The organism is Streptomyces sp. NPDC048751, assembly GCF_043198595.1.
Taxonomy (GTDB): domain Bacteria; phylum Actinomycetota; class Actinomycetes; order Streptomycetales; family Streptomycetaceae; genus Streptomyces.
The window spans coordinates 764,524-778,369 of record NZ_JBICUX010000002.1 but is presented as its reverse complement, the minus strand read 5'-3'; the positions used below and the strand labels follow the sequence as shown (position 1 = coordinate 778,369).

Sequence of the window (13,846 nt, the reverse complement as noted above, 5' to 3'; positions counted from 1 at the left end):
TGACGCCATGAATGAGACAGCACCTGTGCCGACGGCGCCCCTGCGAGCCCGTGCCGAGATCGACCTGGCCGCGTTGCGGGCCAATGTGAGGGCCCTGCGCGGGCTGGCGTCGGGCGCGGAGCTCATGGCCGTGGTCAAGTCCGACGGGTACGGCCACGGCGCGATCCCGTGTGCGCGGGCGGCCGTGGAGGCGGGCGCGACCTGGCTCGGTACGGCCACGCCGGAGGAGGCCCTCGCGCTGCGCGAGCGCGCCGGGGTGCCGGCCGAGGTGCGGATCCTGTGCTGGCTGTGGACGCCCGGCGGGCCGTGGCGGGAGGCGATCGAGGCCGATCTCGACGTCTCGGTGAGCGGGATGTGGGCCCTGGCCGAGGTGCGGGAGGCGGCGCGGACGGCCGGGCGGCCGGCCCGGATCCAGCTCAAGGCCGACACCGGGCTCGGGCGCAACGGCTGCCAGCCGGGGGCGGACTGGGCCGAACTGGTCGGTGAGGCCCTGCGCGCCGAGGCCGAGGGACTGGTCCGGGTCACGGGGCTGTGGTCCCACCTCGCCTGCGCCGACGAGCCCGGGCATCCCTCCATCGAGGCCCAGGTGAGCCTCTTCCGGGAGATGGTGGCGTACGCCGAACAGCAGGGCGTACGCCCCGAGGTGCGGCACATCGCCAACTCGCCGGCCACGCTCACGCTGCCCGAGACCCACTTCGACCTCGTCCGCACCGGGATCGCCCTCTACGGCATCTCGCCCAGCCCCGAGCTCGGCGCCCCCGCCGATTTCGGGCTGCGTCCCGTGATGACGCTGTCGGCGTCCGTCGCGCTGGTGAAGCACGTCCCCGGCGGACACGGCGTCAGCTACGGCCACCACTACGTCACTCCGGGCGCCACCACCCTCGGCCTCGTCCCCGTCGGCTACGCGGACGGCGTCCCGCGGCACGCCTCGGGGACCGGGCCGGTCCTGGTCGGCGGCAAATGGCGTACCGTCGCCGGGCGCGTGGCGATGGACCAGTTCGTCGTCGACCTCGGCGGCGACGAGCCCGAAGTCGGCGCGGAGGCGGTCCTGTTCGGGCCCGGCGACCGCGGTGAGCCCACCGCCGAGGACTGGGCGCAGGCGGCGGGCACCATCGCGTATGAGATCGTCACCCGGATCGGAACACGCGTTCCCCGCGTCTACGTCAATGTGGCCACCTGAATGTGTCCACATGTGTGCGGGCGCACGGATGCGGCCATGTGAATGAGCAACAAGGCGGGTAACCCGCACAGACACGGCATGGGACACACCCGCGTCACCCCCACCGGCGAGACCGGCGACACCAGCGATCCAGCGGCGAAGAGGAGCGGTACGTGAGCGAGAGCAGTGCGGAGGCCGTCGCGCACGCCGCCTCGGCGGCCGTGGCCTCCGCCGCGGACGCGACGGCCGGGGGCTGGCGCAGGGCGACCGGCATCGCGGGCGCCGCGATAGGCGTGCTCGCCGCCGGCGCGGCCGCCGGTGTCGCACTCGAACGGATGACGGTCGGCCGGGGCATGCGCAGAAAGGCGCAGCTCGCCCTCGACTCCACCGGACCGTACGGGTCGCTGCGCGGGACGCCCGGCAAGGCGTACGCGGAGGACGGCACCGAGCTGTACTACGAGGTCGACGACGTCGAGCCCGAGGGCGGCCCGGCACCGCGTCGGCGCCGGCTCTTCGGCCGCAAGGCCCCCCTGCCGGTCACCGTCGTCTTCAGCCACGGCTACTGCCTCAACCAGGACTCCTGGCACTTCCAGCGGGCGGCACTGCGGGGTGTCGTACGGACCGTGCACTGGGACCAGCGCAGCCACGGCCGGTCCGGGCGCGGGGTGGCGCAGATCCAGGGCGACGAGCCCGTCACCATCGACCAGCTGGGCAGCGACCTGAAGGCCGTCGTCGACGCCGCCGCGCCGGACGGGCCGATCGTGCTCGTCGGGCACTCCATGGGCGGCATGACGGTGATGGCGCTGGCCGCCCAGTACCCCGACTTCATCCGGGAACGCGTGGTGGGGACCGCCCTGGTCGGTACGTCGTCGGGGCGGCTCGGCGAGGTCAACTTCGGGCTGCCCGTCGCGGGCGTCAACGCGGTGCGGCGGGTGCTCCCCGGAGTGCTGAAGGCGCTGGGGCAGCGGGCCGAGCTGGTGGAGAAGGGGCGCCGGGCGACGGCGGAGCTGTTCGCCGGGATCATCAAGCGGTACTCGTTCGCGTCCCGGGACGTCGACCCCGGGGTCGAGCGGTTCGCCGAGCGGATGATCGAGGGTACGCCGATCGACGTGGTCGCCGAGTTCTACCCGGCGTTCACCGACCACGACAAGACCGAGGCGCTCGCCCACTTCACCGACATGCCGGTGCTCGTGCTGGCCGGGGTCGCCGACCTGGTCACGCCCAGCGAGCACAGCGAGGCCATCGCCGACCTGCTGCCGGAGGCCGAACTGGTCCTCGTGCCCGACGCCGGGCACCTGGTGATGCTGGAACACCCGGAAGTGGTCACCGACCGCCTCGCCGACCTGCTCACCCGCGTGGGTGCGGTGCCCGCAGGGGCTACCGTGGGTGGCTATGGAAGCACCAGCAGCACCGCGCAACCCCGCTGACCTCGAACTGACCGTCACCTCTCCCGAGCAGATGCGGGAGCTGGGCCGCCGGCTGGCCAAGCTGGCGCGCGCCGGTGACCTCGTGATGCTCAGCGGGGAGCTCGGCGCGGGCAAGACGACGCTCACGCGCGGGCTCGGCGAGGGCCTCGGCGTGCGGGGTGCCGTCACCTCGCCGACCTTCGTGATCGCCCGTGTGCACCCCTCCCTCGGGGACGGCCCGCCGCTCGTCCATGTCGACGCCTACCGGCTCTCCGGCGGGCTCGACGAGATGGAGGACCTCGACCTCGACGTCTCGCTGACCGACTCGGTGATCGTCGTGGAGTGGGGCGAGGGCAAGGTCGAGGAGCTGACCGAGGACCGGCTCCAGGTCGTCATCCACCGGGCCGTCGGGGACACCACCGACGAGGTACGGCACGTGACGGTGACCGGGCTGGGGGAGCGGTGGACGACGGTGGATCTGAGCGTGCTCTCGGCCTGAAGGGTCGGGAGGGCGGCGGGGGGTCGTATGAACGTTCCGACACGACGTCGGCAAGATGTTGCGCCGGGCGTCCCGGGCGTGGTCACATGGTATCCAGTCCGTAGTTAGGTGTACCTAAGTACCCGGGTGCCTGGGTATCTGGGTACCTGACTACGTCCGCCCCCGGCCCTCCAGGAGGCGTCCATGTCCACTGCGGAGACCAAGGCGGTCCAGCCGCGGCCGTACGCGCTGCCCGGGGTGTCCATGCACGACCTGCTGGCCTCCTGCGCGGCCGCCCACACGATCTCGACGCCGCCGCGCCTGCCGGACCCGGAGACGGTGGAGCGGGCCGAACGGGCCGAACGGGCCGAGGTGCGCCGGAAAGCCGCCTAGCGGGTCACCGCAACGGCGGATCGCGGGGTCACCGGATCAGAGGAAACGGCCGGGACGTGGTGTCGCCGGATCAGAGGAAACCGCCGGGACGTGGCGTCGCCGGATCAGAGGACGGCCGGCTCGTGGCGTCGCCTGGTCAGCGGACCACCACGATGGGCTGGCCGATTGTCGCGAAGCGCCACATCGCCTCGCCGTCCGCGCGTGACTCGCGGATGCCGCCCGTGCGCACCGACGGGTCGGCCGACCGGGCGACGCCGTTCGTGGCCGCGCTGAAACCGACGGGCACGCCGTCCAGGATGGCGAAGCGGACGACGTGCTCGATGGGGATGCCGTCGGTGCCGGTGACGGCGTTCGAGCGGGACGTGACCCGGTAGTGGCCCGGAGGCGGGTCGACCGTGCCGGGCGTCACCGTGAACGTACGCCGGATCGCGCCGTCCTCGTCGACGAGCCACACCCGGTCGCCGCCCACCGAGTACACGACGCGCTCGCCCGTGCCGGAGCCGCCGGGGAGGACGGTGGAATTCTTCTTCACCCGGGGGGCCTTCGTCACCGCGGGTGACGCGCTCGTCCTCGGCTTGCCGAGCGAGGCGGGCACGCTCGCCGACGCCTGGTAGGCGAGGAAACCGACCGCCCCGACCGCGGCCACGGTGAGCCCGGCCACGATCCCCGAGCTTCTGCTTGCCACCGTCGCCACCTCTGCCTCTGTGCGCCGCGCCGCGTCGTGCCGCGCTGTGCTTCGTCGTGCTTCGCCGGGCCCGGTCGCGCCTGATCCTGCCTGATCGTGCTTCCAGGTGCTCCTTGGCGACGTTAGCAGTCACCCGGCGCCCGACCGTGACGGCCGACACGGGCCCCGGGGCGCCGTAGGCTGTTTGCGTGCTCTTGCTCGCTCTGGATACCGCCACCCCCGCCGTCACCGTCGCCGTGCACGACGGTACGGACGTCATCGCCTCGTCGAGCCAGGTGGACGCGCGCCGCCACGGCGAGCTGCTGCTGCCGGCCGTCGACCGTGTGTTCGCCGAGGCCGGGCTGAAGCTCGACGCCGTCACCGGGATCGTCGTCGGCATCGGCCCCGGCCCCTACACGGGCCTGCGCGTCGGCCTGATGACCGCCGACACCTTCGGCCTCGCGCTCGGCGTCCCCGTGCACGGCCTGTGCACCCTCGACGGCCTCGCCTACGCGTCCGACATCGACGGCCCCTTCGTCGTGGCGACCGACGCCCGGCGCAAGGAGGTCTACTGGGCGCGCTACGCCGACTCCCGGACCCGCCTGTCGGGCCCGGCCGTCGACCGGCCCGCCGACATCGCCGACCAGGTGGCCGGACTCCCGGCGGTCGGCGCGGGCGCGCTGCTGTACCCGGACACCTTCCCGAACGCGCACGAGCCGCAGCACGTGTCCGCCGCGGCCCTGGCCTCCCTGGCCGCCGAGAAGCTGGCGGCGGGCGAGGAGCTGCCCGCGCCCCGGCCGCTGTACCTGCGCCGGCCGGATGCCCAGGTCCCGAAGAACTACAAGGTGGTCACCCCCAAGTGACCGAGACGACCGCGACTCCACGGCTGCGCGAGATGCGCTGGTGGGACATCGACCCGGTGCTCGAACTGGAGAAGGACCTCTTCCCCGAGGACGCCTGGTCCAGGGGCATGTTCTGGTCCGAGCTGGCCCACTCGCGCGGCCCCGAGGCGACGCGCCGCTACCTGGTGGCCGAGGCGGGGGACCGGATCGCCGGGTACGCCGGTCTGGCCGCCTCGGGGGACCTTGCGGACATCCAGACCATCGCGGTCGCCCGCGACCAATGGAGCACCGGCCTCGGCGGCCGTCTCCTCACCGAGCTGCTGAAGGCGGCGACCGCCTTCGACTGCGCCGAAGTGATGCTGGAGTGCCGGATCGACAACGTCCGCGCACAGAAGCTGTACGAGCGCTTCGGCTTCGAACCCATCGGGTTCAGGCGCGGCTACTACCAGCCGGGGAACGTGGACGCCCTGGTGATGCGCCTGACCGACCCAGCGACCTTTGTACAAGGAACCGAGATCAATGGCTGACGAACCACTCGTCCTCGGCATCGAGACCTCCTGCGACGAGACCGGCGTCGGCATCGTGCGGGGTCACACCCTGCTGGCCGACGCCGTCGCCTCCAGCGTCGACGAGCACGCCCGCTTCGGCGGTGTGGTGCCGGAGGTCGCCTCCCGGGCGCACCTGGAGGCGATGGTGCCGACCATCGACCGCGCGCTGAAGGAGGCGGGGGTGAGCGCGCGGGACCTGGACGGCATCGCGGTGACCGCGGGCCCCGGCCTGGCGGGGGCGCTGCTCGTCGGCGTCTCGGCGGCCAAGGCGTACGCCTACGCCCTCGGCAAGCCGCTCTACGGGGTGAACCACCTCGCCTCCCACATCTGTGTGGACCAGTTGGAGCACGGGGCGCTGCCGGAGCCGACGATGGCGCTGCTGGTCTCCGGGGGGCACTCGTCCCTGCTGCTGTCGACGGACATCACGTCGGACGTCCGCCCGATGGGCTCGACGATCGACGACGCGGCCGGCGAGGCCTTCGACAAGATCGCGCGCGTGCTGAACCTGGGCTTCCCCGGCGGTCCCGTCATCGACCGGTACGCGCGCGAGGGCGACCCGCAGGCGATCGCCTTCCCGCGCGGCCTGACCGGCCCGCGCGACCCTGCGTACGACTTCTCCTTCTCCGGCCTGAAGACGGCCGTGGCCCGCTGGATCGAGGCGAAGCGGGCGGCGGGCGAGGAGGTGCCGGTCCGTGACGTGGCGGCCTCCTTCCAGGAGGCGGTGGTGGACGTGCTGACCCGGAAGGCCGTACGGGCCTGCAAGGACCAGGGCGTCGACCACCTCATGATCGGCGGCGGCGTCGCGGCCAACTCGCGGCTGCGGGCCCTGGCGCAGGAGCGCTGCGAGTCGGCCGGCATCCGGCTCAGGGTGCCGCGCCCCAAGCTGTGCACGGACAACGGGGCGATGGTGGCGGCACTGGGCGCGGAGATGGTCGCCCGAGGGCGGTCGGCCTCCAGTTGGGACCTCTCGGCGGATTCCTCCCTGCCGGTGACGGACCCGCACGTGCCCGGCACCCACGAGCACGTGCACGAAGTGAGCGCGGAGAACCTCTACTCATGACGGTCGCGCTCATGTGGGAGGCACGGGCCATGCCCGGGCGCGGGGACGAACTGCTGGCCTGGGCACGGGCCCAGGCCCTGCCGGCCGAGCCGCTGCGCCGCGAGACCTTCCGGGCACCGCAGGACCGCGTCCTCGTCATCACGTGGTGGGACGCGCCGTACGACGCCGAACTCCCCGAGCTGCCGGAGCCGGACGGGCAGGTGGTGACGCGGGCGGTGCATCGGTGGCGGTTCGAGACGGTGGGGGAGGAGTAGGCGGGGGTCCGCTGCCCGGGCGGCCCACGTGAGCCACCCGGACAGCGGGGGCCGGCCCCCCAACAAGCCGGCCGTCCCTCAGGCGCGCGCCACCGCCGTCTCGCAGCGCAGCCGCCGTTCCGCACCGGCCTCCCGCACCGGCCCGGTCAGGTCGAGCCGCGCCACGTGCCTGGTCTCCGCGCTCGACGCCCCCAACCGCAGCTCCAGCGCCCCCGGTTCGACCACCCGCCGCCCCGTGCGGTCGGTGAACGCCGACAGGTCGGTGTGGAAGTGGAAGGTCACCCGGGCCGACTCGCCCGGGGCCAGTTCCACGCGCTGGTAGCCGATCAGGCGGACGTCCGGGCGGGTCACTGAGGCCACGGGGTCGTGCAGGTAGAGCTGGACGACCTCCGCGCCCGCCCGGTCGCCGGTGTTGCGGACGGTGAGGGAGACGTCGTACGAGCCGTCCGTGGCGATCTCCGCCGGTTCGGCGCCGCCGCTGAAGTCCTCCCAGGCGAAGGTCGTGTACGAGCGGCCGTGTCCGAAGGCGTACAGCGGGGTCGGGTCGAGGTTGCTGACCGCGTCGGCGAGGCCGAGCGGGGGTTGGAGGTAGGTCCACGGCTGGCCGCCCGGCACCTGCGGGACGCTCACCGGGAGGCGGCCCGAGGGGTTGACGCGGCCCGACAGCACTCCCGCCACCGCCGGGCCGCCCTCCTCCCCCGGGAAGAAGGCCTGAACGACCGCGCCCAGGCGGCCGTGCCAGCGGCCGAGCGCGTACGGGCGGCCCGTGAGGAGGACCAGGACCACCGGGACGCCCGTCGAGATCAGGGCGTCCAGCAGCTCGCTCTGGGCGCCCGGCAGCCGCAGCTCCGTGACGTCGCAGCCCTCGCCCGAGGTGCCCCGCCCGAACAGGCCCGCGCGGTCGCCCAGGACCGCCACGCACACGTCGGCCTCCGCCGTCCGCGCCACCGCCTCCTCGAAGCCGGACGTGTCCGGGTCGGACACCGCGCAGCCCTCGGCGAAGGTGACCTTCGCGTCCGGGAGTTCGGTGCGCAGGGACTCCAGCAGCGTCGGGATCTCGATGCCCAGCGGCACCTCGGGATGGTGGGGCAGCACATGGGAGGGGAAGGAGTAGCAGCCGAGCATCGCCAGCGCGTCCGCAGCCCTCGGGCCCACCACCGCGATACGGGTGTCGGGGGAGAGGGGCAGCAGACCGTCGGGGTTGTCCAGCAGGACCACCGACTCCTCGGCCAGCCGGCGGGCCAACAGCCGGTTGGCCGCCGAGTCCAGGTCGATCCGCTCCGACGACTCCGGGCGCCAGTCCTCGTCGAGGAGGCCCAGCTCGCACTTCTGCTCCAGGACCCGGCGGGCGGCGCGGTCCACCAGCGCCTCCGGGACCCGGCCCGCGCGGACGGCCTCGACCAGCGGCTCGGCGTAGCACTTCAGCGTCGGCAGCTCCACGTCGAGGCCGGCCGCCAGCGCCAGGTGGGCCGCCTCGGCGGTGGATCCGGCCACGCGGTGCAGGGTCTCGAGGAAGCCGATGCCGAAGTAGTCGGCGACCACCGTGCCCGTGAAACCCCACTCCTCCCGCAGGAGTTCGGTGAGCAGGACCGGGTCCGCCGACGCCGGGATGCCGTCGGTCTCCGTGTACGCGGCCATCACCGAGCGCGCCCCGCCCTCCCGCAGCGCCATCTCGAACGGGGGCAGGGTCACGTCGGCGAACTCACGGACACCGGCCCGGACGGGCGCGAGGTTGCGGGCGCCCGCCGAGGAGGCGTACCCCGCGAAGTGTTTGAGCGTGGCGACGACCCCGGCCGACTCAAGGCCGCGCACATAGGCCGCGCCGACCGTGCCGACCAGGTACGGGTCCTCGCCGATGGTCTCCTCCACCCGGCCCCAGCGCGCGTCCCGTACGACGTCCAGGACGGGCGCGAGGCCCTGGTGGACGCCGACCGAGCGCAGGTCGCGGCCGATGTGCCGGCCCACCTCCTCGACCAGCGGCGGGTCGAAGCTCGCGCCCCAGGCCAGGGGCACGGGGTACGCCGTGGCGCCCCAGGTCGTGAAGCCGGCCAGGCACTCCTCGTGGGCCACGGCCGGAATGCCGAAGCGGCCCGCGTCGGCGATGCGGCGCTGGGCGCGGGCCAGTGCCTGCGCGCCCAGCGCCGGGTCCACGGGGGCCGTGCCGAAGGAGCGGGTGAGCTGGCCGAGGCCACGGGTGATCAGCTCGTCCCAGTCGTAGTCGGCGGTCATGTCGTGCTGGTGCGGGGCGACGCCCTCGCCGTCCGTGTCGGCGCCCACCCACACGCCGTACAGCTGGGCGGCCTTCTCCTCCAAGGTCATCCGGGAGAGGAGGTCGTCGACACGGGCGGCGGCGGGCAGGGCGGGGTCACGCCAGGGGGCGGTGGTCATGAAACTCCTGTCAGAGGTCGGTGAGCCACCAGGTGGACGTCCGGTTCGTCGAATGTTTCGTTGTGCACGTCGAATGTTCCGGGAACCTATGGCGCCGCACGGGGTTCGTCAAGGGGGCGTGCGGGGATACGATCGCCGCCATGACACCCTCGGAGCCCGCTGAAACACGGACGGAACACCGGCCGACACCACCGACGGGGGACCGCCCGGCCCAGACGGCGACGCTCGCCGAGATCGCCCGAGAGGCCGGCGTCTCGGCGCCGACTGTTTCGAAGGTCCTCAACGGCCGCGCCGACGTCGCCCCCGCGACCCGCACCCGCGTCGAGGCGCTGCTGCGTGCCTACGGCTATCGGCGCCGCCGTGCCGAGGCCACCCGCTCGCCCCTGATCGACCTGGTCTTCCACGAGCTGGAGAGCGCGTGGGCGATGGAGGTGATCCGGGGCGTGGAGAACGTGGCGCGCGACACCGGGCTGAGTGTGGTGCTGAGTGAGAGCGCGGGCCGGCTCACCCCGGGGCGAACCTGGGCCGACCAGGTCGCCGCCCGTCGGCCGCACGGCGTGATCCTGGTGCTGTCCGGGCTCGACGAGTCCCAGCGCGCGTTGCTGACCAGCCGGTCCATCCCGTTCGTCGTGATGGACCCGGCCGGCGATCCGGGCGCCGACGTGCCGTCCATCGGCGCGACCAACTGGCAGGGCGGGCTCGCCGCCACCCGGCATCTGGTCGACCTCGGGCACCGGCGGATCGGCGCCATCAGCGGGCCGCCGCAGATGATGTGCAGCCGGGCCCGCATCGACGGCTACCGGGCCGCCCTGGAGACGGCCGGGCTGCCGGTCGAGCAGGAGCTGATCAAGACCGGCGACTTCCACCACGAGGCCGGCTACCGGCTCGGGCGCGAACTGCTGAGCCAGGACGACCGTCCCACCGCCGTCTTCGCCGGCAACGACCTCCAGGCGCTCGGGCTGTACGAGGCCGCCCGGGAGCTGGGGCTGCGCATCCCCGAGGACGTGAGCGTGGTCGGGTTCGACGATCTGCCGGTGGCGCGCTGGGTGGGTCCGCCGCTGACGACCGTACGCCAGCCGCTGATGGAGATGGCCGAGGCCGCGGCCCGGCTGGTGCTGGAGCTGGGGCGCGAGGAGCAGGCGCAGACGGCGACCAGGGTGGAGCTGGCGACCAGTCTGGTGGTGCGGACGAGCACCGGGGCGCCGCCGGCCGGAAGGTGACCTATTGACGGGGGTGTGGGGTGCCTCCACACTCCTCCGAAGTCAATCGGTTGCACGACCGAAACTTTCGGAGGCCCCCGCATGAGAACCTCCCGAACCTCCCGAACCTTCAGAACGGCCAGGACCGCCGGGACATCCCCCTCGCCTCTGTGGCGCCGCATCTCCACCCTGTGCGCCGGCCTCGCCGCCACGGCCGCCCTGCTCACCGCCGGCATCACGGCCGCTCAGGCCGCCGACGCCCCGCTGCGTGATCTCGCCGCCGCCAAGAACAAGGTGATGGGTACGGCGGTCACCGGCTCCAAGCTCACCGGCACCTACGGCGACACCGCGGCACGGGAGTTCAGCTCGCTCACCCCCGGCAACGCCATGAAGTGGGGCTCCGTCGAGCCGACCCAGGGGAACTTCAACTGGGCCGAGGCCGACCAGATCGTGGCCTTCGCGCAGGCCCACGACCAGCAGGTGCGCGGCCACACCCTGGTCTGGCACAGCCAGAACCCGAGCTGGCTGACGAACGGCAGCTGGACGCCGGCCCAGCTCAGCGGCCTGCTCAAGAACCACATCGACACCGAGGTCGGCCGCTACAAGGGGAAGCTCGCCGCCTGGGACGTCGTCAACGAGGCCTTCAACGAGGACGGCACCTACCGCCCCACCCTCTGGTACAACGGCCTCGGCGCCGACTACATCGCCAACGCCCTGACCTGGGCGCGAGCCGCGGACCCGGCCGCCAAGCTCTACATCAACGACTACAACGTCGAGGGCGTCAACGCGAAGTCCACCGCCCTGTACAACCTGGTGAAGTCGCTGAAGGAACGCGGCGTCCCGATCGACGGCGTGGGCCTCCAGGCGCACCTGATCCTCGGACAGGTGCCCGCCACCCTCCAGCAGAACATCCAGCGCTTCGCCGACCTCGGCGTCGACGTGGCGATCACCGAGCTGGACATCCGGATGACACTGCCCTCCGACAGCAGCAAGCTCGCCCAGCAGAAGGCCGACTACAAGGCGGTCACCGCGGCCTGCGTCGCCGTCGCGCGCTGTGTGAACCTCACCGTCTGGGGCTTCACCGACTCCGACTCCTGGGTGGAGAGCACCTTCCCGGGACAGGGGGCGGCGACGCCGTACGACGCCAACTACGCGCCCAAACCGGCGTACTACGGCATCGCCGAGGCGCTCGGCGGGGGCACGACCACTCCGCCGCCCACCGGGGCGTGCACGGCGGCGTACAGCGTGGGCAGTCAGTGGAACACCGGGTTCACCGGGAACGTGACGATCTCCTGCTCGGGTGCCTCGCTCTCGTCGTGGAAGGTGAGCTGGACCTACGGCGCGGGGCAGCGGATCACGCAGGCCTGGAACGCGACGTGCAGTCAGTCGGGGGCGGCGGTCACCTGTTCCAACGCCCCGTACAACGGGACGGTTCCCAGTGGCGGTTCGGTGAGCTTCGGGTTCAACGGGTCGTGGAGCGGGAGCAATCCGGTGCCGGTGGTGACCCTGGGCTGACGTCCGGAGGGCAATCGGCCTCGCCCTCGCCGGCACCCTGCTGCGGGGTGCCGGCACCCGCCGGAGAAAACTCGTCGAAAAGTTCCGGGGAGCGTGTCGATCCCGATGTCTTCCGTTCGACGTACGGGTGAGAGGCGGGGAGAGGCCCCGCCCGCGAGACTCGTCACCGTACGGGTCGCCGTTCCTGAGGAGACACCATGCCCCGCTATCTGTCGCTCGTGAGGATCGACGAGAACAACGCCCCCGCCGAGGGCCCCAGCCCCGAGCTGATGCAGCGGATGGGTGAGCTGATCGAGGAGATGACGAAGGCCGGCGTGCTGCTGGAGACCGCCGGGCTGACGCCGACCGCCCAGGGCACCCGGGTGCACTACGAGGGCGGCGCGATCTCCGTCACCGACGGGCCGTTCACCGAGACCAAGGAGGCCGTCGGCGGCTACGCGATCATGCAGTGCAAGGACACGGCCGAGGCACTCGAGTGGACCAAGCGGTTCCTGAAGGTGCACGAGGACAAGTGGACCGTGACCTGTGAGGTGCGGGAGATCATGGAGGGCTGACGTCCTCCCCTTGTTCCACTTGGTGGCGTGCCGTTCGGGGTGTTCGATGGTGGGTTGTGGAACAGCAGCCCGCCGCGGACGCCCGCGGTGCCATCGAAACCGGCTCCGGCGCGGACGCCCGCCGCGCCATCGAGACCGTCTTCCGTATCGAGTCCCCGCGTGTCATCGCCGCCGTCGCGCGCATCGTGCGTGACGTCGGCATCGCCGAGGAGCTCGCCCAGGACGCCCTGGTCGCGGCGCTGGAGCGGTGGCCGCGGGAAGGGGTGCCGGACAACCCCGGAGCCTGGCTCACCGCCACCGCCAAGCACCGCGCCGTCGACCTCGTACGCCGCCGGGAGAACTACGCCCGCAAGCTGGCGGAGATCGGCCGCGACCTGGAGACCACGGCGCCCCCGCAGGAACCCGCCGCCTCCTACGACCCCGACGACATCGACGACGACCTGCTCCGCCTCGTCTTCACCGCCTGCCACCCCGTCCTGTCCGCCGAGGCCCGCATCGCCCTCACCCTGCGCCTGCTCGGCGGCCTGACCACACCCGAGATCGCCCGCGCCTTCCTGGCCCCGGAGCCGACGATCGCCCAGCGCATCGTGCGCGCGAAACGGACCCTCGCCGCGAAGAACGTCCCCTTCGAGGTGCCGTACGGCCCCGACCGCGCGGCCCGCCTCGGCTCCGTCCTCGACGTCATCTACCTGATCTTCAACGAGGGGTACGCGGCCACCGCGGGCGACGACTGGCTGCGCCCCGCGCTGTGCGAGGACGCCCTCCGGCTGGCCCGGCAGCTGGCCGCCCTCATGCCGAAGGAACCCGAGGTGCACGCGCTGGCCGCGCTGCTGGAGTTCCAGGCGTCCCGCACCGCCGCCCGCACGGGCCCCGACGGCGAACCGATCCTCCTCGCCGACCAGGACCGCCGCCGCTGGAACCGCCGGCTCCTCGCCCGAGGCGTCGCCGCCCTCTCCCGCGCCGAGGCCACGTCCACCGGCGCCCCGGGTCCGTACGCCCTCCAGGCCGCGATCGCCGCCTGCCACGCGCACGCGTACACCTACGAGGAGACCGACTGGGCGACCATCGCCACCCTCTACGGCCTCCTCGCCGCCCGCGCGCCCTCCCCGGTCGTCGAACTCAACCGGGCGGTCGCCGTGTCGATGGCGGACGGCCCGGCGCCGGCCCTGGAGATCGTCGACACCCTCACCACCGAACCGACCCTCCGCGACTACCACCTGCTCCCCAGCGTCCGCGGCGACCTCCTCCAGCGCCTCGGCCGTACGACGGAGGCGCGCGCGGAGTTCGAACGGGCGGCGGAACTGGCCCGCAACGAACGGGAGCGGGAGCTGCTGCTGAGACGGGCGGCGGCGGCCGCGGGCTGAGGAGTTCCCAGACCGGCCGCCC

The 13,846-nt window shown here is 72.9% G+C and carries 14 protein-coding genes; 12 read left to right on the top strand and 2 right to left on the bottom strand.

Features of this window, described 5'->3' with window-relative positions:
• Window positions 1-7: 7 nt before the first annotated feature.
• The 4 genes from alr (at window position 8) to ACGFNV_RS10445 (ending at window position 3,436) form a co-directional block, all read left to right on the top strand.
• Window positions 8-1,180: an alanine racemase gene (gene alr, locus ACGFNV_RS10460; RefSeq protein WP_393621130.1), complete on the top strand. Its 1,173-nt coding sequence runs from the start codon at window positions 8-10 to the stop codon at window positions 1,178-1,180.
• A gap of 152 nt (window positions 1,181-1,332) precedes the next feature.
• Window positions 1,333-2,586: an alpha/beta fold hydrolase gene (locus tag ACGFNV_RS10455; protein ID WP_393621128.1), complete on the top strand. Its 1,254-nt coding sequence runs from the start codon at window positions 1,333-1,335 to the stop codon at window positions 2,584-2,586.
• Window positions 2,552-3,064, top strand: a complete 513-nt coding sequence (gene tsaE, locus ACGFNV_RS10450; RefSeq protein ID WP_393621127.1) for a tRNA (adenosine(37)-N6)-threonylcarbamoyltransferase complex ATPase subunit type 1 TsaE — start codon at window positions 2,552-2,554, stop codon at window positions 3,062-3,064. The genes ACGFNV_RS10455 and tsaE overlap by 35 nt, the downstream gene beginning before the upstream one ends.
• Before the next feature lie 183 nt (window positions 3,065-3,247).
• Complete coding sequence (locus tag ACGFNV_RS10445) at window positions 3,248-3,436, top strand: hypothetical protein (protein ID WP_393621125.1); 189 nt, start codon at window positions 3,248-3,250, stop codon at window positions 3,434-3,436.
• Between the two features lie 136 nt (window positions 3,437-3,572).
• On the opposite strand, the gene ACGFNV_RS10440 is transcribed toward ACGFNV_RS10445, so the two are convergent.
• Window positions 3,573-4,121, bottom strand: coding sequence for a hypothetical protein (locus ACGFNV_RS10440; RefSeq protein ID WP_393621123.1), 549 nt, complete (start codon window positions 4,119-4,121; stop codon window positions 3,573-3,575).
• 188 nt (window positions 4,122-4,309) lie between these two features.
• Here ACGFNV_RS10440 and tsaB point away from each other — a divergent pair, with 188 nt between their 5' ends.
• From tsaB to ACGFNV_RS10420, 4 genes are read left to right on the top strand one after another with little or no spacing between them, the layout of a single operon-like run.
• A complete protein-coding gene (tsaB, locus tag ACGFNV_RS10435; protein ID WP_133927629.1) occupies window positions 4,310-4,963 on the top strand; it encodes a tRNA (adenosine(37)-N6)-threonylcarbamoyltransferase complex dimerization subunit type 1 TsaB in 654 nt (217 codons plus the stop codon).
• A 32-nt stretch (window positions 4,964-4,995) separates the two neighbouring features.
• Window positions 4,996-5,469 (top strand): ribosomal protein S18-alanine N-acetyltransferase, encoded by a 474-nt coding sequence (gene rimI, locus ACGFNV_RS10430; protein ID WP_393621496.1) that lies wholly within the window; start codon window positions 4,996-4,998, stop codon window positions 5,467-5,469.
• A complete protein-coding gene (gene tsaD, locus ACGFNV_RS10425; RefSeq protein WP_393621120.1) occupies window positions 5,462-6,550 on the top strand; it encodes a tRNA (adenosine(37)-N6)-threonylcarbamoyltransferase complex transferase subunit TsaD in 1,089 nt (362 codons plus the stop codon). The genes rimI and tsaD overlap by 8 nt, the downstream gene beginning before the upstream one ends.
• Entirely contained in the window at window positions 6,547-6,804 is a 258-nt protein-coding gene (locus ACGFNV_RS10420) for a hypothetical protein (RefSeq protein ID WP_393621118.1), read from the top strand. Before tsaD ends, ACGFNV_RS10420 begins: the two co-directional genes overlap by 4 nt.
• Before the next feature lie 78 nt (window positions 6,805-6,882).
• Here ACGFNV_RS10420 and ACGFNV_RS10415 read toward each other — a convergent pair whose 3' ends face one another.
• Window positions 6,883-9,192 (bottom strand): glycoside hydrolase family 3 N-terminal domain-containing protein, encoded by a 2,310-nt coding sequence (locus ACGFNV_RS10415; RefSeq protein ID WP_393621116.1) that lies wholly within the window; start codon window positions 9,190-9,192, stop codon window positions 6,883-6,885.
• A 140-nt stretch (window positions 9,193-9,332) separates the two neighbouring features.
• Here ACGFNV_RS10415 and ACGFNV_RS10410 point away from each other — a divergent pair, with 140 nt between their 5' ends.
• The 4 genes from ACGFNV_RS10410 to ACGFNV_RS10395 all read left to right on the top strand — a co-directional run bounded on the left by ACGFNV_RS10410 (window position 9,333) and on the right by ACGFNV_RS10395 (window position 13,824).
• On the top strand, window positions 9,333-10,412 hold the full coding sequence (locus tag ACGFNV_RS10410) for a LacI family DNA-binding transcriptional regulator (protein WP_393621114.1): 1,080 nt from the start codon (window positions 9,333-9,335) through the stop codon (window positions 10,410-10,412).
• A gap of 81 nt (window positions 10,413-10,493) precedes the next feature.
• Window positions 10,494-11,906, top strand: a complete 1,413-nt coding sequence (locus ACGFNV_RS10405) for an endo-1,4-beta-xylanase (protein WP_393621112.1) — start codon at window positions 10,494-10,496, stop codon at window positions 11,904-11,906.
• Window positions 11,907-12,103: 197 nt separating this feature from the next.
• Window positions 12,104-12,460 carry a YciI family protein gene (locus ACGFNV_RS10400; RefSeq protein ID WP_393621110.1) on the top strand — a complete coding sequence of 119 codons (357 nt, stop codon included), beginning with the start codon at window positions 12,104-12,106 and terminating at the stop codon, window positions 12,458-12,460.
• A 56-nt stretch (window positions 12,461-12,516) separates the two neighbouring features.
• Window positions 12,517-13,824, top strand: coding sequence for an RNA polymerase sigma factor (locus ACGFNV_RS10395; protein ID WP_393621109.1), 1,308 nt, complete (start codon window positions 12,517-12,519; stop codon window positions 13,822-13,824).
• The last annotated feature ends 22 nt before the right edge of the window (window positions 13,825-13,846 follow it).

Coding starts and splice junctions, on each gene's coding strand:
- alr (WP_393621130.1), top strand. CDS start 8: ATGAATGAGACAGCACCTGTGCCGACGGCGCCCCTGCGAGCCCGTGCC.
- tsaE (WP_393621127.1), top strand. CDS start 2,552: ATGGAAGCACCAGCAGCACCGCGCAACCCCGCTGACCTCGAACTGACC.
- ACGFNV_RS10445 (WP_393621125.1), top strand. CDS start 3,248: ATGTCCACTGCGGAGACCAAGGCGGTCCAGCCGCGGCCGTACGCGCTG.
- rimI (WP_393621496.1), top strand. CDS start 4,996: ATGCGCTGGTGGGACATCGACCCGGTGCTCGAACTGGAGAAGGACCTC.
- tsaD (WP_393621120.1), top strand. CDS start 5,462: ATGGCTGACGAACCACTCGTCCTCGGCATCGAGACCTCCTGCGACGAG.
- ACGFNV_RS10420 (WP_393621118.1), top strand. CDS start 6,547: ATGACGGTCGCGCTCATGTGGGAGGCACGGGCCATGCCCGGGCGCGGG.
- ACGFNV_RS10415 (WP_393621116.1), bottom strand. CDS start 9,192: ATGACCACCGCCCCCTGGCGTGACCCCGCCCTGCCCGCCGCCGCCCGT.
- ACGFNV_RS10410 (WP_393621114.1), top strand. CDS start 9,333: ATGACACCCTCGGAGCCCGCTGAAACACGGACGGAACACCGGCCGACA.
- ACGFNV_RS10405 (WP_393621112.1), top strand. CDS start 10,494: ATGAGAACCTCCCGAACCTCCCGAACCTTCAGAACGGCCAGGACCGCC.
- ACGFNV_RS10400 (WP_393621110.1), top strand. CDS start 12,104: ATGCCCCGCTATCTGTCGCTCGTGAGGATCGACGAGAACAACGCCCCC.